26 protein-coding genes are annotated in these 22,216 nt (G+C 62.5%); 12 read left to right on the forward strand and 14 right to left on the reverse strand.

Features of this window, described 5'->3' with window-relative positions:
* Positions 1-140: 140 nt before the first annotated feature.
* From flhB to flgB, 6 genes are all read right to left on the reverse strand, one after another.
* On the reverse strand, positions 141-1,214 hold the full coding sequence (gene flhB / locus HMPREF9695_RS13515) for a flagellar biosynthesis protein FlhB (RefSeq protein ID WP_006021411.1): 1,074 nt from the start codon (positions 1,212-1,214) through the stop codon (positions 141-143).
* 9 nt (positions 1,215-1,223) lie between these two features.
* On the reverse strand, positions 1,224-1,994 hold the full coding sequence (gene fliR, locus HMPREF9695_RS13520) for a flagellar biosynthetic protein FliR (protein ID WP_006021412.1): 771 nt from the start codon (positions 1,992-1,994) through the stop codon (positions 1,224-1,226).
* A gap of 71 nt (positions 1,995-2,065) precedes the next feature.
* Positions 2,066-2,329 (reverse strand): flagellar biosynthesis protein FliQ, encoded by a 264-nt coding sequence (gene fliQ, locus HMPREF9695_RS13525; RefSeq protein ID WP_006021413.1) that lies wholly within the window; start codon positions 2,327-2,329, stop codon positions 2,066-2,068.
* Positions 2,330-2,366: 37 nt separating this feature from the next.
* Positions 2,367-2,687, reverse strand: coding sequence for a flagellar hook-basal body complex protein FliE (gene fliE, locus HMPREF9695_RS13530; protein WP_006021414.1), 321 nt, complete (start codon positions 2,685-2,687; stop codon positions 2,367-2,369).
* Positions 2,688-2,704: 17 nt separating this feature from the next.
* On the reverse strand, positions 2,705-3,127 hold the full coding sequence (flgC, locus tag HMPREF9695_RS13535; protein ID WP_006021415.1) for a flagellar basal body rod protein FlgC: 423 nt from the start codon (positions 3,125-3,127) through the stop codon (positions 2,705-2,707).
* A 31-nt stretch (positions 3,128-3,158) separates the two neighbouring features.
* Entirely contained in the window at positions 3,159-3,569 is a 411-nt protein-coding gene (gene flgB, locus HMPREF9695_RS13540) for a flagellar basal body rod protein FlgB (RefSeq protein ID WP_006021416.1), read from the reverse strand.
* 319 nt (positions 3,570-3,888) lie between these two features.
* Here flgB and HMPREF9695_RS13545 point away from each other — a divergent pair, with 319 nt between their 5' ends.
* On the forward strand, positions 3,889-4,881 hold the full coding sequence (locus HMPREF9695_RS13545; RefSeq protein WP_006021417.1) for a flagellar biosynthetic protein FliO: 993 nt from the start codon (positions 3,889-3,891) through the stop codon (positions 4,879-4,881).
* Complete coding sequence (gene fliP / locus HMPREF9695_RS13550; RefSeq protein WP_006021418.1) at positions 4,878-5,636, forward strand: flagellar type III secretion system pore protein FliP; 759 nt, start codon at positions 4,878-4,880, stop codon at positions 5,634-5,636. Before HMPREF9695_RS13545 ends, fliP begins: the two co-directional genes overlap by 4 nt.
* Before the next feature lie 124 nt (positions 5,637-5,760).
* Here fliP and HMPREF9695_RS13555 read toward each other — a convergent pair whose 3' ends face one another.
* Genes HMPREF9695_RS13555 through fliL form a run of 5 tightly spaced genes read right to left on the reverse strand, consistent with a single transcriptional unit; the run spans position 5,761 to position 12,363 of the window.
* Positions 5,761-9,420, reverse strand: a complete 3,660-nt coding sequence (locus HMPREF9695_RS13555) for a hypothetical protein (protein WP_006021419.1) — start codon at positions 9,418-9,420, stop codon at positions 5,761-5,763.
* 12 nt (positions 9,421-9,432) lie between these two features.
* Positions 9,433-10,197: a MotE family protein gene (locus HMPREF9695_RS13560; RefSeq protein ID WP_006021420.1), complete on the reverse strand. Its 765-nt coding sequence runs from the start codon at positions 10,195-10,197 to the stop codon at positions 9,433-9,435.
* Complete coding sequence (locus HMPREF9695_RS13565) at positions 10,194-10,655, reverse strand: DUF6468 domain-containing protein (protein ID WP_006021421.1); 462 nt, start codon at positions 10,653-10,655, stop codon at positions 10,194-10,196. The genes HMPREF9695_RS13560 and HMPREF9695_RS13565 overlap by 4 nt, the downstream gene beginning before the upstream one ends.
* The gene (gene fliM / locus HMPREF9695_RS13570) at positions 10,652-11,860 is read right to left on the reverse strand and encodes a flagellar motor switch protein FliM (RefSeq protein WP_006021422.1); all 1,209 of its coding nucleotides are present in this window, start codon (positions 11,858-11,860) and stop codon (positions 10,652-10,654) included. Before fliM ends, HMPREF9695_RS13565 begins: the two co-directional genes overlap by 4 nt.
* 17 nt (positions 11,861-11,877) lie before the next feature.
* A complete protein-coding gene (fliL, locus tag HMPREF9695_RS13575) occupies positions 11,878-12,363 on the reverse strand; it encodes a flagellar basal body-associated protein FliL (RefSeq protein WP_006021423.1) in 486 nt (161 codons plus the stop codon).
* A gap of 367 nt (positions 12,364-12,730) precedes the next feature.
* Between fliL and flgF the strand changes: the two genes are divergently transcribed.
* The 7 genes from flgF to HMPREF9695_RS13610 all read left to right on the forward strand — a co-directional run bounded on the left by flgF (position 12,731) and on the right by HMPREF9695_RS13610 (position 18,469).
* Complete coding sequence (gene flgF / locus HMPREF9695_RS13580) at positions 12,731-13,498, forward strand: flagellar basal-body rod protein FlgF (protein ID WP_006021424.1); 768 nt, start codon at positions 12,731-12,733, stop codon at positions 13,496-13,498.
* 12 nt (positions 13,499-13,510) lie between these two features.
* The gene (gene flgG / locus HMPREF9695_RS13585) at positions 13,511-14,299 is read left to right on the forward strand and encodes a flagellar basal-body rod protein FlgG (RefSeq protein WP_006021425.1); all 789 of its coding nucleotides are present in this window, start codon (positions 13,511-13,513) and stop codon (positions 14,297-14,299) included.
* A gap of 11 nt (positions 14,300-14,310) precedes the next feature.
* Positions 14,311-15,348 carry a flagellar basal body P-ring formation chaperone FlgA gene (gene flgA / locus HMPREF9695_RS13590; protein ID WP_006021426.1) on the forward strand — a complete coding sequence of 346 codons (1,038 nt, stop codon included), beginning with the start codon at positions 14,311-14,313 and terminating at the stop codon, positions 15,346-15,348.
* Positions 15,349-15,354: 6 nt separating this feature from the next.
* A complete protein-coding gene (gene flgH / locus HMPREF9695_RS13595; protein WP_006021427.1) occupies positions 15,355-16,113 on the forward strand; it encodes a flagellar basal body L-ring protein FlgH in 759 nt (252 codons plus the stop codon).
* A 350-nt stretch (positions 16,114-16,463) separates the two neighbouring features.
* The gene (locus tag HMPREF9695_RS13600) at positions 16,464-16,757 is read left to right on the forward strand and encodes a hypothetical protein (protein WP_006021428.1); all 294 of its coding nucleotides are present in this window, start codon (positions 16,464-16,466) and stop codon (positions 16,755-16,757) included.
* A 103-nt stretch (positions 16,758-16,860) separates the two neighbouring features.
* Positions 16,861-17,103 carry a hypothetical protein gene (locus tag HMPREF9695_RS25805; RefSeq protein WP_006021429.1) on the forward strand — a complete coding sequence of 81 codons (243 nt, stop codon included), beginning with the start codon at positions 16,861-16,863 and terminating at the stop codon, positions 17,101-17,103.
* A gap of 217 nt (positions 17,104-17,320) precedes the next feature.
* Positions 17,321-18,469: a GGDEF domain-containing protein gene (locus HMPREF9695_RS13610; RefSeq protein ID WP_006021430.1), complete on the forward strand. Its 1,149-nt coding sequence runs from the start codon at positions 17,321-17,323 to the stop codon at positions 18,467-18,469.
* Between the two features lie 15 nt (positions 18,470-18,484).
* Here the strand turns inward: HMPREF9695_RS13610 and HMPREF9695_RS25810 are convergent, their stop codons facing one another.
* The 3 genes from HMPREF9695_RS25810 to HMPREF9695_RS13620 all read right to left on the reverse strand — a co-directional run bounded on the left by HMPREF9695_RS25810 (position 18,485) and on the right by HMPREF9695_RS13620 (position 19,838).
* A complete protein-coding gene (locus HMPREF9695_RS25810; RefSeq protein WP_006021431.1) occupies positions 18,485-18,682 on the reverse strand; it encodes a DUF3551 domain-containing protein in 198 nt (65 codons plus the stop codon).
* 127 nt (positions 18,683-18,809) lie between these two features.
* Positions 18,810-19,175, reverse strand: a complete 366-nt coding sequence (gene dksA, locus HMPREF9695_RS13615) for an RNA polymerase-binding protein DksA (protein ID WP_006021432.1) — start codon at positions 19,173-19,175, stop codon at positions 18,810-18,812.
* A 255-nt stretch (positions 19,176-19,430) separates the two neighbouring features.
* The gene (locus tag HMPREF9695_RS13620) at positions 19,431-19,838 is read right to left on the reverse strand and encodes a flagellar assembly protein FliX (protein ID WP_006021433.1); all 408 of its coding nucleotides are present in this window, start codon (positions 19,836-19,838) and stop codon (positions 19,431-19,433) included.
* Positions 19,839-20,145: 307 nt separating this feature from the next.
* Here HMPREF9695_RS13620 and HMPREF9695_RS13625 point away from each other — a divergent pair, with 307 nt between their 5' ends.
* The 3 genes from HMPREF9695_RS13625 to HMPREF9695_RS13635 are packed head-to-tail and all read left to right on the forward strand — an operon-like array spanning position 20,146 to position 22,104.
* Positions 20,146-21,255, forward strand: coding sequence for a flagellar basal body P-ring protein FlgI (locus tag HMPREF9695_RS13625; protein WP_006021434.1), 1,110 nt, complete (start codon positions 20,146-20,148; stop codon positions 21,253-21,255).
* Positions 21,255-21,596, forward strand: coding sequence for a flagellar assembly peptidoglycan hydrolase FlgJ (gene flgJ, locus HMPREF9695_RS13630; protein WP_006021435.1), 342 nt, complete (start codon positions 21,255-21,257; stop codon positions 21,594-21,596). Before HMPREF9695_RS13625 ends, flgJ begins: the two co-directional genes overlap by 1 nt.
* Before the next feature lie 19 nt (positions 21,597-21,615).
* Positions 21,616-22,104: a hypothetical protein gene (locus HMPREF9695_RS13635; RefSeq protein WP_006021436.1), complete on the forward strand. Its 489-nt coding sequence runs from the start codon at positions 21,616-21,618 to the stop codon at positions 22,102-22,104.
* Positions 22,105-22,216: the final 112 nt, after the last annotated feature.

Here is a 22,216-nt window from a genome sequence, read left to right on the forward strand (position 1 = left end):
TAGTCCGCAAAAGACGCGCAAGTCATTGTAGTTCGCAGTCGACCGGCCTCTGAGTGCCTGAATCGGGCCTTCTAATGCAAGGCACATTACGTCCGTGCTCCTGCCCGCGCCAGACCCGGTTCCCCAAGGTCAACAAGCGATTAGCCAAGGCCGGAAATCCTGCGCTTGAGCTTCATCACGTAGCCGATCACCTCGGCGACCGCATGATAGTGCTCGACCGGAATTTCGTCGTCGATATCGACGGTTGCGTGCAGTGCGCGGGCCAGCGGCACGTTCTCGACAATGGGGATATCGTTGGCCGTCGCGATCTCCCTGATCTTCAGCGCCAGCGCGTCGACACCCTTGGCGACGCAGACCGGCGCCGCCATGCCGCGATCGTATTTCAGCGCGACCGCATAGTGGGTCGGGTTGGTGATGATCACCGATGCCGTAGGTACCGCCGCCATCATACGCTTTTTTGCACGCGCATGGCGAAGCTGCCGGATGCGTCCCTTGATGTGCGGGTCGCCTTCAGACTGCTTGTATTCTTCCTTGATCTCCTCCAGCGACATCTTCTGCCGCTCGAACCACTGCCGGTACTGGAACAGATAGTCGAGCGCCGCCACCAGCGCGAGCGCTGCGACCACCGTGCCCATCAACTGAACCGAGATGGTCTTGGTGACGTTCAGGATCGACATCGGGTCGAACCGGATCATGGCATCAACCCGGTGACGCTCAGGCCATAATACGAGGAACATCACGACGCCGAGCAGGACGACCTTGAAGACGCCCTTGAGGAAGTTCGCACCCGCCTGCTTGCCGAACAGCCGCTGGAAGCCCGCCATGGGCGAGATCTTGCTGAATTTCGGGCTGAGCGGCTCTGTCGAGAACACAAGCCGGTGCTGGATCAGATTGCTGCCGACGCCCGCGATCAAGAGCAGCAGCAGCGGGACGCCGAGAACGCCGATCAGCATCAGTTCAATCTGGCTGAGCAACGACAGCAGGCCGGGACCGTCGACGCGGATCTGATGCATGTTCATCAGCAGGTTGCGCATCGGCACCTCGATGCCCTTGCTGATCGATCCGGAGAACGACGACAGCAGCAGCGTCGAGGCAGCGATCACGAACCAGGTATTGACCTCCTGGCTCTTGGCGACATCGCCCTTTTCCAACGCATCGTCGAGACGTTTTTGCGTCGGGTCCTGTGTTTTTGATTCCTTGTCCTCGTCTGACATGCCCTGCCCTCAGCGCCGCGGCGCGAGTTCGTGGAGGACACCGCCGAAGTAGTCGAGGTAAGTTCCCATCATGGTGGCGATGATCGCCGCCAGGATCAGGAAGCCGCCGAGAATCGAAAGCGGCACGCCGACAAAGAACACCTGCATCTGTGGCATCAGGCGCGCCAGCACGCCGAGGCCGAGGTTGAAGACCAGACCGAACACGATGAACGGCGCTGACAACTGGATGCCGATCTTGAAAGCCGTCGCGAAGGCCTTGGTCGCCAGCGCCGCGACGTCGCCGCTCGACATCAGTTCGCCCGGCGAGAATGCGTTGTAGCTCTCGCTCAGCGCCGCGATCACCAGATGATGCATGTCGGTCGCGAACAGCAGCGTCAGCCCCAGCATGGTCAGGAAGTTGCCGATCAGCGCACCTTGCTGGCCCTGCGTGGGGTCGATCGTGGTCACGAAACCGAGGCCGAGCTGCTGGGCGATGACCGAACCGGCCACCGCCAGTGCGGAGAGCGTGACGCGCGCGGTAGCGCCGAGCACCACGCCGATGATGATTTCCTGAACCATCAGCACCAGCAGCGGCGCGATGGAGGTCATGCTGACGGTATAGGCATTGCGATGCAGCGGCAGGAGAATGAGCGTGAGCGCTAGCGCGATGCCAAGGCGGACCCGGACAGGAATATTGGCTTCGCCGAATCCGGGCAGCAGCATCACCATGGCGCCGATGCGGGCGAACACCAGCATGAAGGCCGCAGCAAGCGCCGGAAGCAGCGAGATGTCGATACGCATGGAAGACCTGCTCCGAGAAGACCTGCCCCGCCCCTGAACGACGTGTCCCTGAACAAGTCCCCGATCATGCGCTAGCCGCCGATGATTCGCGACGATATCCGCAGCATCTGGCTGTTCAGCGCGTCCGCCATGAACGGCAACGCCAGAACAAGTGTGACGAAGATTGCGAGAATCTTCGGCACGAACACCAGCGTCTGCTCCTGAATCTGCGTCAGCGCCTGCACCAGCGAGATCGCAACGCCGACCACGAGGCCGACGATCAAAAGCGGCGACGACACCTTCACGATGGTCCAGATCGCATCGCGCGAGACGTCGAGAACTTCAGCACCTGTCATTTCAATCCCCCGCCCGCAGGCATTTCAAAAGCCAGAATCAGATCGGCATCCGCATGATATCTTCGTAGGACTGGATCACCCGGTCGCGCACCGAGACCAGCGTCGACACCGCGACGTCGGTTTCGGCCACCGCGGTCACGACATCCATGACGTTGGCCTTGCCCTGCGCCATCGCGATGGTCTGCGCGTCGGACTTGCGCCCCGCATCCATCACGCTGCCGAGGCTTTCCTTGAGCAGTGCGCCGAACGATACCCCGCCGGTGTCACCAACCTTGGCGCCACCAGCGGCTCCGCCGGCTGATTCCATGATTTTCGCAAGGCTTGCATAGGCATTGGCAGCGACTGTTGGCGAAGCCATGAGTTAATTCCCTTTTGTCAGGCCTTGAGAATGTCGAGGGTGCGCTGGATCATCCGGCGCGTTGCGGAAATGATGTTGAGGTTCGCTTCATAAGATCGCTGCGCTTCGCGCATGTCGGTCATTTCGACCAGCGAGTTCACGTTAGGGTATTTGACGTTGCCGTTGGCGTCCGCCGCCGGATTGCCCGGCTCGTGCTTGATGCGGAATTCCGAATTGTCCGGCTTGATCTTCCCCAGCGTCACGACGCGCGAATCGAGCGTGCGATCGAGTTCGGAGGAGAACGTCGGCACCTTGCGGCGATACGGATCGCCGCCCGCGGTCTTTGCGGTCGAATCCGCGTTGGCGATGTTTTCCGAAATCACCCGCATCCGGCCTGCCTGCGCGCGCAGAGCGGACGTCGCGATGCTCATGGACCTGAGAAAATCGTTGCCGTCGCTCATGCTTTGACTCTCCTAGGCAGGATCATGCGCGTTACCGCTTTCCGATGGCGGTCTTCAGAAGCCCGAGGCTGCGGGTGTAGAGCGCGGTCACCGCCGCGTAGTCGCCCTGGTTGGCGGAGACTTTCAGCATCTCGTCCTCAAGATTGACGGCATTGCCCGCGGGCCGCGTCGCGTAGCCGCCGCGGTTGCTTGAGCTGAAATTCTCGCTGACGCCCGTCGCCTGGATGTGCCCGGCGCTGGTGCGCGCCATCGACAGCGACGGCATGGCGCCGGTCACCGGGCCCGCGCCGCTGCTGTCGAACTTGGGTTCCACCAGGTCGCGCGGCTTGAAATTCGGCGTGTCGGAATTTGAGACGTTGTCCGCAAGCACCCGCTGCCGCTCCTGATGCCACTGCATCTTGATGCGAAGCGCGGACAACATCGGAAGATCGGTGATCGCCATCGGCCAGCCCTCAGCCCGAAGCGCAGCGCCTCAGGTAGGCAGAATTTGCCGTGTGTATGGTTAATAAGGAGTTAAGAACCGGCCGGACCCAATTTCGCCACGAATGGCCTTCAACGGACAAGTCATTGAAGTACCGGCAGAAGAACTATTTCGGCCCGCCGCGCTTTGATAGGGTACTGATCCGCCGGCGGCAGCATTTGCCGCCAAGAATTAACCGGTAGCGCGCACTTAGCACTCAATTCGTCCCAAACTGCTTGTTTCGCGGCCAGTGACCTGCGAATCTGGCATAGATGCGAGTGTTGTTTGACGGGGACAGGACATGCCGCAAACGCTTTGGTTCTTCATCGCCTTCGTCATCGTTCTTGCGTTGATCGGAGTGGCCGCCTGGCTGGTTCGCCGGTTTGGCGGAAGCAGTCTCGGCGGTTCCGGAGCCAGCCGGGGACGCATGCCCCGGCTCGCCGTGATCGACGCCGCGGCGGTCGATGGCCGCCGCAGGCTGGTGCTGGTCCGGCGCGACAACGTCGAGCACCTGTTGATGATTGGCGGCCCCGCCGATCTCGTGGTCGAACCCAACATCGTGCGCAGCACGCCGCAGCGCGACCAGGCAGCGCCGCGCGGGCCTGTGGGAACCGAGCTTCCGCCACGTCTGGCGCCTGATGCCGGTTGGTCCGACGGCGAAGCCCCCCATGCCGACACATTTGAACATCGCGAGCCCCTCGCGCCTGAACCGCCGCCGCGCCCGCTGCGCGCGCCCCATTTCGACGACACCCGCCGCCCTGCGGCGCCGCTGCCTGAACGTCACAGCCCCGATGTGATGCCGAGCTTCACGCCGGAACCGATGATCCGTCCGGAGCCCTCGCTGCGGCCCGAACCGATGCTGCGTTCGGAGCCTCGCGCAATCCCGCGAAGCGAGCGCAGCGAACCGTTGCCGCCGCGCTTGCCGCGCTCGGGCGACGCTCCGAAAGCGCCGCCGCTGCCGCCGCGTCCGCCGGCGCGTCCCGCCGCCGATCCTTCGCTGTCATCGGCCGATCAGAATCTTGCCGATATGGCGCAGCGGCTCGAAGCCGCCCTGCGCCGCCCCGGCGGCGAACCGCGCCTTGATACCGCGCCGTCGATCGGCCCGGTCGAGCGGCCGGGCGCGCCACCGGTTGCTCCCGAACCGATGGGCAACGGGCCGGCGCCCCGTTCCGAAGGCGCTCCGCGTCCGCCAGTGCCGCCGGCGCCTCCGCCGCCGCCCACTCCGAAGGCTGCGTTTGAGAATCTCGAAGACGAGATGGCCAATCTCCTCGGCCGTCCAAAGCCTCCCGCGTGAGATCCTCGACATCACCGCGTAGAGTTTTATTTTTTGCCAGTCTTGTCGCCGCCGCCGGGTTCCTGATCGAACCCGCGAGCGCGCAGGATATCAGCATCAATCTGGGTCAGGGCAACGGCGGCGTCACCGAACGCGCGATCCAGTTGATCGCGCTGCTGACGGTGCTGTCGATCGCGCCGTCGATCCTGGTGATGATGACGTCGTTCACCCGCATCGTGGTGGTGCTGTCGCTGCTGCGTACGGCGCTGGGCACCGCGACTGCGCCGCCGAACTCGGTCATCATCGCGCTGGCGCTGTTCCTGACCGGTTTCGTGATGGGGCCGGTGCTGCAACAGGCCTACGACGACGGCATCAAGCCCCTGGTCGCCAACCAGATCTCCGTCGAGCAGGCGTTCGAGCGCGGCACCGTGCCGCTGCGCAGCTTCATGCAGAAGAATGTGCGCGAGAAGGATCTCAAGCTGTTCATGGACCTGTCGGGCGAACCGCCGGCCGCTTCGCCGGAGCAGATGTCGCTGCGTATCCTTGTCCCCGCCTTCATGATCTCCGAACTGAAGCGCGCGTTCGAGATCGGCTTCCTGCTGTTCTTGCCGTTCCTGATTATAGATCTCGTCGTCGCATCGGTCCTGATGTCGATGGGCATGATGATGCTGCCGCCAGTGGTGGTGTCGCTGCCGTTCAAGCTGATCTTCTTCGTGCTGGTGGACGGCTGGTCGCTGGTGGCCGGCAGCCTCGTGCAAAGCTACGGCGGCGGGTGATGTCAGCGTGCCCACTTACGTCATTGCGAGGAGCGCAGCGACGAAGCAATGCAGCTTTTGTTCTTGGGATTTGTTCCTGGGAAGAGTGGATTGCTTCGCTTCACTCGCAATGACGAGATAACAATCACCGCCCAGACTTCACCCGTTTCAATCCAATAATCTCGGGCAGACTGCCCGTCGGATTCGGGTCGGCCTTGATTTCCGGCGGCAGCTTGGCACGGGCCATGGCGTCGGGAAAACGGGCCTTCATCTCGCGCAGGAAGCCATCGAGCGTGTCGATGGTCGCCGCCATTTTCGCAATCCGGGCAAAGTCGGCGCTGTTCGCCGTCGCCGGCTGCGATGCCACGTCGAAGGCCGCGCGGTCGCCGCCATCCATCTTCGGACTGTACTTCTCGCGGAACCGGGCAAGGCCGATGGCATCCTCCGCCAGCGCATATCCGATCACGGCGCGAATGACGTCGCTCTTCTCGGTGGGCGACAGCGGCTGGAAATCGCGCCAGCGATCGCCATAGAGCAGTTCGATCTGTTCGGCGGATTCGCGCCAGCGCCGCGACGCCCAGTAAATATCCGACCGCAGCCGGACCGCTTCACGGCCGCCGACGTTCGAGATGATGTCGAGCGCCAGATCGTGTCGGCCGATGTCGCTCTGCGCCCGCGCCTCGAGCAGCAGGCGCTGCTGGCGAATCTCGCCGGCCAGATCGGCGATTCGCGTGGTGCGCAGCGCGGTAATGGCGCGCTCGGGCTTGCGGTTCATCAGATAGACCATCGCCAGCCGTGAGGCGACCTGCGCGCGGGCCGAACCTTCAAGCCGGTGATCGATCTGGTATTGCAGCAGTTCGCCCGCCTGCTCCAGCAGATCGACCGCGACAAGACGATCCGCCAGACGCCGGATCATCTCGTCACCACGGCGGCCGATCGGCGTCAGATCGCGAAACTCATAGAACATCGCAAGGGCTTCGACAGGCGGAAGGTCGTCCCCCCTGGCGCCGTTGTAGATCTGTTCGAACATCGCCGACGCTTCGTCCTGCATCTTCCGCGACGCTTCGGAGTTCGGTTGCAGCATGGTCGCGGTGCGCACGGCGCTGAAGGCCTCCTGATAGCGCCCCTTGGCCGCGTAGAGCCGGCTCAGCATTTCCAGCGTCTTCACCTCGATGGAATCGCCGCGCCAGGTGACCGAAATGGCTTCAAGGTCGCGAAGCGCGTCATCATCGCTGATCTCGCTACGCTTCTGGCGCAGTGCAATCTGGCGGACCTGCGCCTCGACCGCGGACGGGCGATCGGCTGATCCTGCGGCCGCCTGGAACGCAGCCAGTGCATCCTGATCGCGGCTAAGCGCTTCGGCGAGCCGCCCGCGCAGCAGAGCGATCGCCGCTGTCTGCTCGGGACCGACGCCGACAACATCCAGATCGTTACTCCGCACCCCTGCGCCCGGATAATCCCTCACCTCCAGCGACGCGCGAAACGCATCCGCGATCACGATCCGCTGCAGATCGAGCGGCAGCGCCGTGATGGCGAACTCGACGTTCTTGAACTTCTCGCGTGCCTCGGCCCATTTTTCCTGCCGCGCCAGCGCGAGCGCCTTCCAGAGCTGGGAATCGACATTCGCCGTCACCAAGGGATTGTTGAGGTCGGCCATCGCAAGTGCAGGACGACCCGCCAGCGTGCTGGCGACCGCGTGAACGGTCAGTGACGGCGCGTCTTCCTCGCCCGGTTTGATCTCGGAAAACGCCAGGTCGAGAACGCCCTTTGCTTCGGGATACATCCCGCGCGCGAGATAGAACCGCGCCAGATCGACATGGACCGGCAAGCGCGCCGTTCCGGTTGCCTGCGCGGCCTTGGTCAGCAATTTGTTGCGCGTCGGGATGAACTCGGCGTTCTGATAGTCGCGCCATTCGGTGACATCGAAGACCGGGCGGATCAGCGACGCGGCGCGCTCCGGCGCGGATGTCGCGGTCGATAGCGTCAATCCTCCGGGCCGGGTCAGGGTCAGGGTGTCGGAGGATATGCCCGCAGTGATGTCGTCGGACTTCTGCTGGATGACGACGCCGTGGATCGATTCCAGCAGCGAGAATTCAACGAAGTCCTGGCGCTTGATGAAGCCGCGCGCCGGCGCACCGGCGGTCATCACCAGCAGGAGATCGCCGGCATCAGGATCGTTCAGGCGATGAAGCTGTCCGGGCTTCGCGAGGCTGACGCTGACGCTGGCGCGGCCCGGATCAGCCATGTTGCGCGTGGCGATCAGCGGCTGTTGCGGCGGCAGCGCCTTGTCGGCAAGCACGAGGGTCCATGCGCGCTCGTCTCCGATCAGGTTCGCGAGCTGCGGACGGTTCAGGCGGATCCGCAGCGCGCGGCCCTTCGGCAGATCGACCGGCTCCACGTCAGCGACAATCCATCCGCCGTCACGGCGGACGGCGCTGGTATCGATCACCTGATCGGTGTCGAACACCAGCCAGATCGAGTCCGAACGGCGAAACACCGCCGCGGCGGTGGGAGTGCTGAACGGAAATGTCAGACGGAGATCGTCACTGGTCAGTCTTGCCTCAACCGTCACCCCGGCTGCGGGTTTGGCCGTCGCGACTTCGGGCGGCGGTGCCTTCACGGCGGGCGGCGAAGCCACCGGCGGCACCTTCACCGGCGCGGGCGCTTCCGCGACCACAGCCGGAGTCGGCGCTGGCGCGGCGGGCTCCGGCTTTGCGATCACCGCCTCCGTCTTGGCCTCGGGCGATGGCGCAGGCGGCTTGGCGTCGACTGGCTTGACGTCCGGCTGTTTGACCTCGGGCGGCTTTATCTCGGACGGCTTGGCGTCCGGTTTCATCAGCCGCGCGATCTGTTCGGACGTCGGCTGCGCGAACTCGCTCGCCTTGTCACCGGGGACAGAGGATTTCGCCGGCGAAACGGTTTGCGGCTTCTGCGACGGCTCGAAAGCAACATCGACGACGTAGTTCTTGTCCTCGCGGAACGAATGAATATCCGCCTCGCCGACCAGCGCAATATCGACGCGCGACGCCTCGCCGTCGATCTTCTGATTGATCGAGGTGATGTTCGCCGGCATCGCAATCTTGGCGTCCGCGAGATCGAACACCAGCGGCGCTGTGAACGACAGCGTGAACTTTTCCGTTCCCAACGAGGATGACACATTCACGCCATCGGGCATCTCAAAGACAAACCGGACGAAGGTCGGCTGAACCGATGCCCGCACGCGAACCGGCGGGCGCTTCTTCGCCTCATCGGCGATCTTCTGCATCCGCAGCGCCCGTTCCGCTGCCAGCGCGCGCTCGGACAGTTCTTTCACGACCTCGGCCGGCAATGCCGGCGGAAGGCCGACCCATTTCTCGGGCAACAGATCGATGAACACGCGCTCGCCCGCGGTCATCACATTGACGCTGACTTTCTGCGTCAGCGCCATGCGGATCGCAGTCCCGTCAGGATCGCGGCGAACCGATCCGACATAGGCTGGCGCGGAATCCGCCAGGAGATCGATGGGAACATCGACGGAGTTCTTGAACTGAATGACCAGGATCGCGCCCGCGACAATGACCTCGGTCGGAACGTCTTCCTTGAACTTGAGAACCAGGCGCGCGTAGCCGGGCTGCGCCGTCAGCGTCGCCTCGCCTTTCACAGGATCAGCCGGAGCGGCTTCTGCAGTGATGGAAAGGCAGGACAACAGGACAGCCAGCGCAAACGCCGATGGCCGCAGGCCGCGACGAAGCCTGTCCGCGAAAGACCGGGCTTTCGAGCCGGACTTGCGGATGGGCTTGTATATGCCGGCGGCCTTGCAGGACATTCCCAACACGCCTCAGTTACGGCCTTGCGCTTGCGGCCTGCCCTCGATCTTGGGCAAGTCGTTCGCGGATGACATTTTATCTCCAGTCGCGCGGCGTGCCATTTCGACCGTCAGCCGCTCGGCGGCTTCCGGCTGCATCTGCCCCATGATGTCGGACATCTTGCGTGGCGCAATTTGCGAAGCGATCTCGAACAGCACCGACAGTTCAAGCCGGTCGAACACCTTTGCGGCGTCCTTCGGCTTCATGGACTCGTACATCGTCACGAGCCCCTTGAACCGTGCCGCCTCCACCTCGCTCTTTTGCTGCCCGGCAACGGACACCCGCGCCTCGGTCGCCTTCATCTCCTCGATCTTGCCTTCGATCCGCTTCTCGGCGGACTTCATCAGGCTTTCCCGGATCTCGATTTCGCGTGCGCGAGCTTCAATCTCCTGCCGCCGTGACTGAAGGCTTTCAAGAACCGCCCGTTCGGACGCCGTCACCGCGCGGTTCGGATCGGGATAGACCACCTTGCCATCCGGGATCGGCGCGGCTTCCGGAGCCGCCACCACCGGCTTCTCTTCCTTCTTCGCTGCGACCGAGCCGGTGATGTCCGACGCATCGATCTTGCCCGGCGACGGGAAGTTGAACGTGTCCTGCGCCCATGACTTCGGCTTCGGCGTGTCGTTCAGGATGTATCCGCCGTCGAGAAGCAGGCCCGATACCTTGAGCACGACCAGACAACAGGTCGCGATCAGCAGTATCGGAATGATCCGGATATCGCGAAGAAGCGCTTTCATGCAGCCAGACCAGTGGCCTTTCGCCGTTCGGAGAACGCCTGGGCGGCGGCGAGCAGGGTCTTCGCATTCGACGGCTTGTGCGCCGCGGGTGCCTCGGCTTCCGCCGCGGTTTCCGGCTCAGGGGTAGAGGGCCGTGCCGCGAGCGCGATCTGCGTCAAACGGTTGAGGATCGCCTCGCCGGCCATCACCTGCTTGCTGAGCTTTGCTGACAGCGCAGTTCCAGCGTTCAGTTGCGCGCCGAGATTTTCGTCGCATTCGCGCACGGTCACCTTCAGGCCCCCGATCGCGCGTTCGGCGATTTCGGTTGCCGTAATCAGTTCGGCGATCATGCCGCGCATCGACTGCTCGTCGGCCCGGAGCCGCTTGAGCCGCCGGTTCAGCAGCATGCAATATCCGATCGTGAGCAGAAGCAGCACCGCGACCAGGCTCTCGATCACCAGTCCGAATGAGTGACTCATTGTGCCTCCATCAGTTTGGTTTGCTCGTCTTGCTTCTCGAACATCGCGTAAGTTGTGTGCGGCTTGCGCAGCGGCTTGGTGACGCGGATGGCGACACGGTCGCCGACGCGTCCCATCCGGCCCTCGCTGAGCGGCACGTCGCCGCAGCGGACGGTGACCAGCGCATCGGGACGAACGTTGAGCGGCAGGGTGTCGCCGACCTTCAGCATCATCAGTTGCTTCAGCGGGATGTTGGCTTCGTACAGCACGGCATCGACCGCGATTTCCGCCCGCGCGATCTCGGTGGCCAGATGGCCTTCCCAGATCGGATCACGGCCGAATTTTTCACCCATGAACATCTGCAACAGCACGTCGCGGATGGGTTCGATGGTGGCGTAAGGCAGCAGAAGCTCGATATTGCCGCCGCGGTCTTCCATGTCGATCCGCAGGCGGACCAGGATGGCGGCGTTGGCGGGCCGGCTGATGGCGGCAAAGCGGGGATTGGTCTCAAGCCGGTCGATGGTGAAGGTCACGGGCGAAAGCGGCCGGAACGCCTGCTCGGCATCCGCGAGCACGACTTCGACAAGGCGCTTGACGAGATTGGTTTCGATCGTGGTGTAGGGACGGCCTTCAATGCGCAGCGATGGCTGTCCGCGGCGGCCGCCGAGCAGCACGTCTATGATCGAATAGATCAGGCTCGAATCGACGGTGAACAGGCCGAAGTTCTCCCACTCCTCGGCCTTGAACACCGAGAGCACGCAGGGCAGCGGGATCGAATTGAGATAGTCGCCGAAGCGGACCGACGTGATGCGGTCCAGCGAGACTTCGACGTTGTCGGAGGTGAAATTGCGCAGGCTCGTCGTCATCAGCCGCACCAGGCGGTCGAACACGATTTCGAGCATCGGGAGGCGCTCGTACGACACCATCGCGGAATCGATGATGGCGCGAATGCCGGAGTTCTCGTCGATATTGAGTTCGCCGTCGCTGAAACCGAGCAGGTTGTCGATTTCTTCCTGCGACAGGACGCGCTCGCCACCGGCCTTGCCGATTTCAAGGTTGCGGCTGCCGTCGTCGACCATGGCGGCCCACTGCTCGGCCATGGTCTCGGTGAGCGTGTTGGCTTCCGCCTCAGCCGCAGCCGCGGCCGGGTCTTCAGAATCCAGCGCGCCTTCCCATTCGGCGGCTAGCGCATCCTGATCGACATCATTGTTATCGCCCGGAGACATGATTCAACTTCCGTCCGTCACTGAACGACGATTTCCTTGAACAGCACAGCGTTCACCTGACTGGGCGAGATCGCAGCGTTGACGCGGCGCGTCAGCTCTTCCTTCAGGCGAAACAGTCCGATCGATCCGTTGAGATCGGTCGGACGCAGTTCGCGCATATAGGTCTGAAACAGGTCCATCACGCGCGGCATGGTCGGCTGGATCTGCGCCACCAAGGGCTGATCCTTGACCTCGAGCACGACCTTGACCTTGAGATACTGAACCCGCTCGCCCGGCGCGTTCGCGAGATTGACCAGGACCTCGGGCACATCGAGGAACACCGGCGGCTTCGGCGGCGGAGCAGCCGCGTGCTCCTCCTTGCCGTGTCCGCCCATAAAGAAGAACCAGCCACCCCCGGCCAGCAGGAGCACCAGCACCGCGGCGCCGCCAATCATAATGAGTTTGCGTTTGCTCTTCGGAGCCGCGGTTTCCGCGCCCTCCTCGACCTGATCGTCGTCTGCCATTGCCCCCGCCCGCAGTCCTGGGATGGGCTCGATGCTGCCGAACTGGCTTTAAATGACGCGATACAAAGGCCGCCGGCGCGTGAGCGCCCTGTTTGAGCACCGTACGGACGCAATGGTTAACGAAATCTTTCTTTTGCTCTCCAGGTGGGAAAATTTTGCCGGGGCAACATGGTCAACAAGAGGTTATTGCCGACTCCCCGCGACCCTTCAGAATCAATAACAAATTGAAATTATTTGTATTTTCGAGTTGGCACACCTCTCGCATTGTAGATGGCGAACCGCGGCTTGGGAGAGCCTCCACGGTTCGCACGATCCGCGTCACGCCTTGGGAGAGGCACGGCGCGGCTCAACAAGGGGAGATTGGCCGATGGAGAATACGCTTCTCGTCGCTTTGTCGCGGCAGATGTCGCTTGAGCGGCAGATCGACATCATTGCCAACAATGTGGCCAACACCAACACCAATGGTTTCAAGGCCAACAAGTCGCTGTTCGAGGAATACCTGAACACGGGCGCGCACGAGGACAACTTCTCGGTTCGCGACCGCCGCGTCAGTTTCGTCCAGGACCGCGCCGCCTATCACGATTTCACGCAAGGCCCCGCTGAGAAGACCGGCAACCCGCTCGACGTCTCGATCGACGGCAAGGGCTTCATCGCGGTGCAGACCCCGCAGGGCGAACGCTACACCCGCGACGGTTCGTTCCAGATCAACGCTCAGGGCCAGCTTGTCACCACCGGCGGCAACATCGTGCTTGGCACCAACGGTCCGATCGTGTTCCAGCCGACCGACAAGGAGATCGTGATCTCGAGCGAAGGCACGGTCACGGTGCGCGAAGGCATCGTGACCCAGTTCGACTCCATTCGCGGCAAGCTCAAGCTGGTGAAGTTCGACAATCCGCAGCAGCTTCAGAAGGAAGGCGCGAACCTGTATTCGGCGCCGGCCGGCACCGTGGCCCAGCCTGACCTCGCCTCGCGCTTCAATCAGGGCTTCGTCGAGAAGTCCAATGTCAGCGCCGTGGCTGAAATGACCCGCATGATGGAAGTCATGCGCACCTATCAGTCGGTCGCCTCGCTGATGCAGCAGCAGAATGACCTCCGCAAAACCGCACTCCAGACACTCGCCGACGTTCCGGCATAAGGAAACTGATCCATGCGCGCACTTTACACAGCAGCGACCGGGATGGCGGCTCAGGAGCTCAACGTCCAGGTCATTTCCAACAACATCGCGAACCTGCGCACCACCGGCTACAAGAAGCAGCGCGCGCAGTTCCAGGATCTCATCTACGAACACGTCAAGCGCGTCGGCGCGCAGGCGTCGGATCAGGGCACCATCCTTCCGGTCGGCATCGATATCGGCGGCGGCGTCAAGACCGTCGGCACGCCGCGCCTGATGACACAGGGCACGCTCAATCCGACCGGCGGCGATCTCGATATCGCCATCCGCGGCGAGGGTTACTTCAAGATCCAGATGACCGACGGCACCTACACCTACACGCGGGACGGCTCGTTCACGACCGACGGCCAGGGCCGCGTGGTAACGGCACAGGGCAACCCGGTGCAGCCGACCATCACGATCCCGCAGAATTCATCGCAGCTCACCATCAACCAGCAGGGCCAGGTGTCGGTCATGACGCCGGGCTCGACCACGCCCACCGTGGTCGGCCAGATCGGTCTGACGCGCTTCATCAACAAGGCCGGCCTGCAATCGATCGGCGACAACCTGTTCACCGATACGCCGGCTTCCGGCCCGCCGCAGGACGGCCTCGCCAATGCCGATGGCTTCGGCGACATGCAGCAGCGCAATCTTGAATCGGCCAACGTCGAGGTCGTCTCGGAAATCTCCGACCTGATCGCCGCGCAGCGTGCCTATGAGATGAACGCCAAGGTCGTCAGCGCCGCCGACCAGATGATGCAATCCACCACCGGCATGTTCCGCTAAGGGAGAGAGTGATGTTGCGTTCATTCGTCATCGCCGCCGCCCTCCTCGCCACAATGTCCGGCGCCGTGCTGGCGCAGTCGGACCAGGACACGCTTGCGCAGCCGTCGCTGCGCGCCAGCGTGACGGTGAGCAGCGACATTGTCCGCATCGGCGACATCGTGGAGAACGCCGGCAGCGCCGCGCAGATCGCGATCTTCCGTGCGCCCGATCTCGGCACCACCGGATCGCTGCCCGTCGCGCAGCTCCTGACCGCGCTGCGCACGCATCAGGTGATCGGCGTCGATACCCGCGACCTTCGCGAAGTGTCGATCACCCGCTCTTCGCGCACCCTCGTCTCGAAAGAGATCGAACAGCAGATCGCCCGCGTGCTGGAACGGCGCAACGGCCTCGGCGACGCCGCCAACATCTCCGTCACATTCGAGCGTGACCTGCGCGAATTGCAGCTCGACGCCGCCCATACCGGCGACATGCGCGCGACCATCGTGCGGTTCGACCCGCGCAACGGACGCTTCGACATCACCTTCGAGATTCCCAACGACGTTACCTACAATCCGACCAAGCTGCGCTTCATCGGCACCGCGGTCGAAACCATCGAAGCAGCCGTGCTCACCCGCGCGGTGGAGCGCAACGAGATTCTGCGATCATCGGACGTGGTGGTCGAGCGGCGGCCAAAGACTGAAATCGGAAACGACGTGATCAACCGCGACCGTTCGGTCGGCATGCAGGCCCGCAAGCAGATGCGCGCCGGACAGGCGCTGAAAGCGGCCGACCTTGGAAAGCCGGATCTGGTCTCGCGCGATCAGGGCGTCATGCTGATCTACGAAGCACCGGGCCTCTATCTCACCGGCCGCGGCAAAGCGCTCGACAGCGGCACCGAAGGCGACATCGTCAACATCGTCAACCTGCAATCGAAACGCACCGTCCAGGGCGTTGTGACCGGCCCCGGTCAGGTCACCATCACCGCCCCCGGCCCTCGCCTTACCACCGCAGCACTTTCGAACAGCGAGCCACCTGCCGCTCCCGCACCCGAATCCAGAAAAGCCGAGTAATCAGTCATGTCCAAGTCCCACGTGTTCAATCGCCTTATAGTCGCCGGCAGCCTGCTGGCACTCGGCACCATGGCCAGCGGCTGTTCGTCCCTCGATCGTCTCGCGGCGATCGGTGAAAAGCCGAAACTCTCGGCGATCGACAATCCGACAACGCAGGCGGGCTACAAGCCGGTGTCGATGCCGATGCCCGCGCCGCAGCCGGCGTCGTTCAATCCGAACTCGCTGTGGCGGAACGGATCGCGCGCCTTCTTCAAAGATCAGCGCGCGCACCAGATCGGCGACATCCTCACGGTGCAGGTCAACATTACAGACAAGGCCAATATCGCCAACGAGACCCAGCGCAGCCGCACCAACTCGGAAAATTCCGGCGTCACCAGTTTCTTCGGCATCAACAAGATTCCCGGCACCAATGCCGCGATCCCTCCGGGCCGGATGCTGACCACGGACTCCACCTCGTCCAGCGACGGCAAGGGCTCGGTGAACCGACAGGAAGCATTGCAGACCAACGTCGCCGCCGTCGTGACTCAGTTGCTGCCGAACGGCAACCTTGTGGTCGAAGGCAAACAGGAAATCCGCGTCAACTTCGAAGTCCGCGAACTGGTCGTGGCGGGCATCGTGCGCCCTGAGGATATCCAGAGCGACAACACCATCGACTCCAGCAAGATCGCGCAGGCCCGCATCGCCTACGGCGGCCGCGGCCAGCTCACCGATGTGCAGCAAGCTCGCTACGGCCAGCAGGCCTTCGATATTCTGCTGCCGTTCTAACCGCCACACCGAGGCGCAATTCAAGACAGGCCCAATTTTCCGGAAAGGATGATGTCTCTTCGATAAGGGACGGCTCCCACCGTCTCTCTCCCAGCTCCCACACCCGGCGGCGAACCTAGGCGCAGCAAGGTGTTCACGACGCGGCTCTCATCAGCTCCCCTGATGAGAGCCGTGATCGTTTGGGCAAACATTCACCGTGTTCAGAGGGCGACGGAAGTGATAATTTCCATCCGCGCAAGCTGCGTACCCTTCAGCGCGGAAAGTCCTGCTGCTCGGCCGCCTCTGAATGGGCGCGATGCAACGTCGCAGCGTTCGCAACCTTGAGCAGCCGACCGGTGAAGGAGGGTGTCATGTACGCCGCTATTCGTCAGGGAAAGGCAAAGGCCGGCATGGCCGAGGAACTCGCGCGCACGATCAAGGAAGGCGCGATCCCGATCATCAGCGATGTCGAAGGCTTTATCGCTTACTATGTGATCTATGCGCCGGACGACACGGTGACGGCGATCAGCATCTTCAACAATTTCGCGGGCGCGGAAGAGTCGAACAGGCGCGGACTTGCATGGATCGAGCAGAGTCTTGCGCCGTTGCTCACTGGACCGGCCACCGCCGTCGCCGGACCCGTCATCGTACATACACTGGCCTAGCGGCCGCGCATGAACAGCGGTTCATAAAAATACCGGCGAAACACACGGAACGATAGCCTGCTGCTTCTGTTCTACTCTCGCTTTATTCAAAGGAGAGAAAGATATGAAGAAGTTTGGTTTTGTTGTTGCGGCTGTTGCGGCGCTCGCCATCGCAGTCCCGTCGATCGCCAGCGCGCAGACCGTTGTCGTCAAGACCGGCGATCGTGGAATGCATCGTGGTCATCATCACGGTGAATATCGCGGCGCGCGCGCCGAAATGCATCGCCATCATGGATGGCATCGCGGCCACAACAAGAAGGTGATCGTCATCAAGCGTGGCCACCACCATCATCATGACTATCGCTGATTCGATACATCACCGATCGTACAGCAAGGAAATGGCCCCTCACGGGGTCATTTTTCTTCGTACGTGCCTCTGGCTTTCTCGGCGCAAGAGGTACTTCGATCCTTTGATTGAACAGAGTAACCATTTGATCACCCTGAGGAGCGAATGACGCCGCTGTCGTTGGTTAGGTAACGATCATTGACCTATCTAGGGGCCAGAATTCACCCGCGGACGCGTCATGTTTCTCGATCAGCTATCCGTCCTCGTCGCCATCGGATTTTCGGGCGCATCGCTCGGCATCACGTTCCTCATGATGTGGGCGATCGGACGATCCGAGACCCATCTGTTGATCTGGTCGATCGGACTTGCACTCATCGTAACCGGCGTCGTTGTCTTCGGCGCTGTCGTTGATAAGTACAATTCGGGACTTCTGCTGACATCCTTCCTGTTCCTGATCGCGGGATTTGGATTGCTTCACGCGGGCTGCGCCAGGTTTTGCACGGGCCGGACCAACTGGACGTCGACAACCGTATCCGTCGCGCTTGCTTTCATCTCGACATCTGCAGCCTTCGCGCTGGGGTACTCCGGTATCGGAACGATGATCGGCAACATCGCGATTGGCGCGCTTCTTCTATTGATTGCGCGTCATTACTGGCTGGCGCGCGCCGAATCCCCGCTCCTGATGACGGCGAACACCATATGCTGTGTCGCCACAGCGGCGTCCTTCATCGCATGCGGCTACGCCCTCGCCGAGCAGGGTCAGATCGTGCTGACGTCACGGCCTTCAAACTGGGCCGAGGAGTTTAACTCGATCATGGCGATCGCCGGGCTGACCGGTATCGGAGCCCTCTCCCTCACCCTCAATCAGATGCGGATCGCGAACGGCCACAAGTCGGAGGCAATGAGAGACGCGCTGACCGGCCTTCTCAACCGGCGCGCATTATTCGACGGCCGGATGGGGACCGCTCCAGCCGGCACCGCGGTCGTGATGATGGATCTGGATTACTTCAAGACGATCAACGACCGCTTCGGACATGATTCCGGCGACCGGATTCTGATGGCGTTCGCCGACGTGATCCACGCGAACATCCGTGCGAACGATCTTGCCGGGCGGATGGGCGGCGAAGAATTTTGCATCATCATGCCGGACTCCAGTCCGAAAGCTTCGGCCGCTGTTGCGGACCGCATCCGATCTCAAATCGAAGCAACGATCGTTCACACCGAGAATGGACCCGTCCGGGCAACGCTCAGTGCAGGAATCGCAATCCGTTCGGCGGAGCCGGAGACGCTTCAGGCGTTGCTCAGCAGAGCAGATGCTGCACTCTATGAAGCCAAGGCTTCCGGCCGCAACCGGGTTCAGATCTCCGGCTTCAGCCTTGCCGCATAGCCGGAGAATTCCGGCTCAGCGCCGCCCATAGTTGCGCACGCAGGTCCCGCCCACACCCGATGCCGAAGCCTTGCACTGCTGATAGCTTGCGTATCTACAGTCGCCGGGGCCAGGCGAACTCTTCAGGCAATACCTGTAACCACGCGCATCGGCCTGACCGATGAAAGCGAACGATGCTGTCGCCAGCGCCAGTGCGATCAAAAGTAGCTTCACGATTATCCTCCCTTTGTTGTTAGGCGTAATTCGCGAAGGCCCCTCCTGTTCCGAAACGGAACGAAAAAGCCCGATGATCTTTCGACCACCGGGCTAAATCGATAAACAGGTTGCGACGCGGGTTGCGTTATTCGTCGCGGTAAACCTTCTCGCGCTTTTCGTGGCGCTCCTGCGCCTCGACCGACAGCGTCGCGATCGGGCGCGCTTCCAGCCGCTTCAGCGAGATCGGCTCGCCGGTTTCTTCGCAATAGCCGTAGGTATTGTCCTCGATCCGCTGCAAGGCGGCGTCGATCTTGGAGATGAGCTTGCGTTGACGGTCGCGCGCGCGAAGTTCGATGGCGCGATCGGTTTCTGATGAAGCGCGGTCGGCAAGATCAGGATGATTGACGTTCTCTTCCTGAAGCTGCTGAAGCGTGGTCTTCGATTCCCGAAGGATCTCTTCCTTCCAGTCGAGCAGCTTCCGGCGGAAATACTCCCGCTGACGCTCGTTCATGAAAGGCTCTTTTTCAGAGGGCCTGTAGTTCTTCAACTTTTCCAAGTGCGGTCCATGTCGACATGCAAGGCGGACGGAAAATGCCTGTCCGCGCGGCAGCTTATATAGCTACGCTATGTGACAGACAATATCGCGGATGGGCCGGAAAGCACCCGAATAGGGCGCTAAAATAAGGCCTTCCACAGGGAACCTCACCCCGCCCGGGGCGCGGAAATGGCCGGAATTCCGGGCTAAAGGAACCGCCTTCGAGCCGCCTTACTGCCCGGCCTTGGCGAGTTCGACTTCCACCCGCAGCTCGATTTCAGACAGCACCTGGTCAAGTCCGGGGTCGCCGGAACTGGCTTTCAGGTCGGCCGCTGCAGTGCGCAAGCGGGCGACCGTGGTCGAATCGAACGATCCAGCCAGGAGACCAATCTTGAGATCATCGAGGACATCGAGCGCAGTCCGGCCCCGCGCCACCGATCGGCGGCGGCGCTCCGTGGAGTCTTCAACACCCTGCATCGCCAGCAGTGCATCGATGCCGCTGGTGGCGCGCGGCGCTGCCGCCGGGCGGGTTTCCGATGTTGTGCCGATGTCACCGAGGGAAAAGGACGTCGAGCTTGAGCGCCGCGCGTTTGCCGCCGGCGACGTCAGATTGGTCCCATTCGGTCCGTAGATTCGCATCGTGCCTATCTCGCAAGACAACAGGTCGGGACCACCAGCTCTGCTGTTACACCGGTCCGCGGAACCCCATGCCCCAAAGTGGCCATTTATGGTTAACGGGAAGTAAACAACCCGGCAATTTATGCCGGATACGGCAAGTTCGGCGCTCCGGGTGGCGGACAGCCAACTGACAGCTTCGATAATTAATTAGCCAAAACAATATCTTACGGAGCGGCACGCTCTGGCACGGCCCTCGCATAGTTAACTGCGGACTAACCTTGTGGGGAGCACGGGGTCGGACCACAGAGACCTCAGCGGGGAGCAGAGGATGTTTCGGATTTTTCAGGCTGCCTGCATGGCGATCGCCCTGCTGTCCGCGTTCAGCGCATCGGCCCAGGCGACATCGCGGATCAAGGATCTCGCGAACATCGAGGGCGTGCGTCAGAACCAGTTGATCGGTTACGGCCTCGTGGTCGGCCTGAACGGCACCGGCGACACGCTCAACAACATCCCTTTCACCAAGCAGTCGCTGCAGGCGATGCTTGAGCGCATGGGCGTCAACATCCGCGGCTCCACCATCCGCACCGGCAACGTCGCGGCCGTCATGGTCACGGGCAACCTGCCCGCTTTCGGCACCCAGGGCACCCGGATGGACGTCACTGTGTCGGCGCTCGGCGACGCCAAAAGCCTTCAGGGCGGCACGCTTCTGGTCACCCCCCTGCTCGGCGCCGACGGCAACGTCTATGCCGTCGCACAGGGATCGCTGGCGATCGGCGGCTTCTCCGCCGAGGGCGCGGCCGCAAGCATCACCAAGGGCGTCCCGACAGTCGGCCGCATCGCCAACGGCGCGATCATCGAGCGCGAAATCGAGTTCGCGCTGAACCGCCTGCCCAACGTCCGCCTTGCCCTGCGCAACGGCGACTTCACCACCGCCAAGCGCATTGCCGCCGCGGTCAACGACTATCTCGGCACCAAGACCGCCGAGCCGGTCGATCCCTCCACCGTACAGCTCAGCATTCCGGCAGAGTTCAAGGGTAACGTGGTCGCGCTGCTGACCGAGATCGAACAGTTGCAGGTCGAGCCGGATCTCGGCGCCAAGATCATCATCGACGAACGCTCCGGCATCATCGTGATGGGCCGCGATGTGCGCGTCGCCACCGTCGCGGTCGCACAGGGCAATCTTACCGTCTCCATTTCGGAAAGCCCGCAGGTCAGCCAGCCCGCGCCATTCTCGCGCGGACGCACCGTGGTCACACCGAATACACGCGTCGGCGTTCAGGAGGACGGCAAGAAACTCGCGGTGGTGAAGGACGGCGTCTCGCTGCAACAACTGGTCGACGGCCTCAACGGCCTCGGCATCGGCCCGCGCGACCTGATCGGCATCCTTCAAGCCATCAAGGCTTCGGGCGCGATCCAGGCCGACATCGAGGTGATGTAATGAGCATCACCCCGACCACCACCCGGGCACCCACCACCTTCACCGGCGGACGTCCCGACCTCACGCTGCAAGACGCGCTGACGAAAGTTTCGCCGCAGGCGCAGGCGAAAGCCAAGAGCCAGGCGCAGGATTTCGAGGCCGTGTTTCTCAACTCGATGTTTTCGCAGATGATGAACGGCATCAAGGGCGACGGGCCTTACGGCAACACGCCAGGCACCGGCGTCTGGCGCTCGATGATGACGGAGCAATACTCCAAGTCTTTCGCGCAGGCGGGCGGCGTCGGAATTTCAAACGACGTCTACCGCACTCTCATTCTTCAGCAGGCCAACCGCGCCAGCTAGACGCAACGGAAGAGCACCCATGACGCAACAGCAAAATGCCAAAGCAATCACGGCTCCCGCGCCGGCAGCGACACCGGTCGAGGCGCGCAAGCTGGCTGAAGGGCTGCTGCAGATCATGAGTACCCTGCTCGGGATCGTGGAGCGCGAGACCGAACTGGTCCGAGCCGGCAATATCCGCGAAGCGATGACGCTGGAGACCGAAAAGAACGAGATGTCGCGGCAGTACACCGACGCGATTTCCCGACTGGCGCACAGCCGCGACTACCTCAAGCAATCGACGCCTGAACTGCTCGCCGCGCTGCACCGCCATCACGACACGTTCCGCGCGATGCTGCAGGTCAATCTCACCGTACTTGCGACGGCTCACGCGGTCTCCGAGGGCATCGTGCGCGGCGTCAACAGCGAAATGCAGCGGAAGAATCTTCCGAACGGCTACACCGCCGGCGGACAGCGCGCAACGCCGGGACCGCGTCAGGTGACGCCGCTGTCTGTCAGCCGCTCGCTTTAGCGATTATTTTTAGATATTCGGCGCCGTCATTGCGAGAAGTAAGCGGCGAAGCACCAGCGACTGCCTGTGAGGAGCACGTCTGGATTGCTTCATTTCGCTCGCAATGACGTTC

This window comes from Afipia broomeae ATCC 49717 (assembly GCF_000314675.2).
GTDB lineage: Bacteria > Pseudomonadota > Alphaproteobacteria > Rhizobiales > Xanthobacteraceae > Afipia > Afipia broomeae.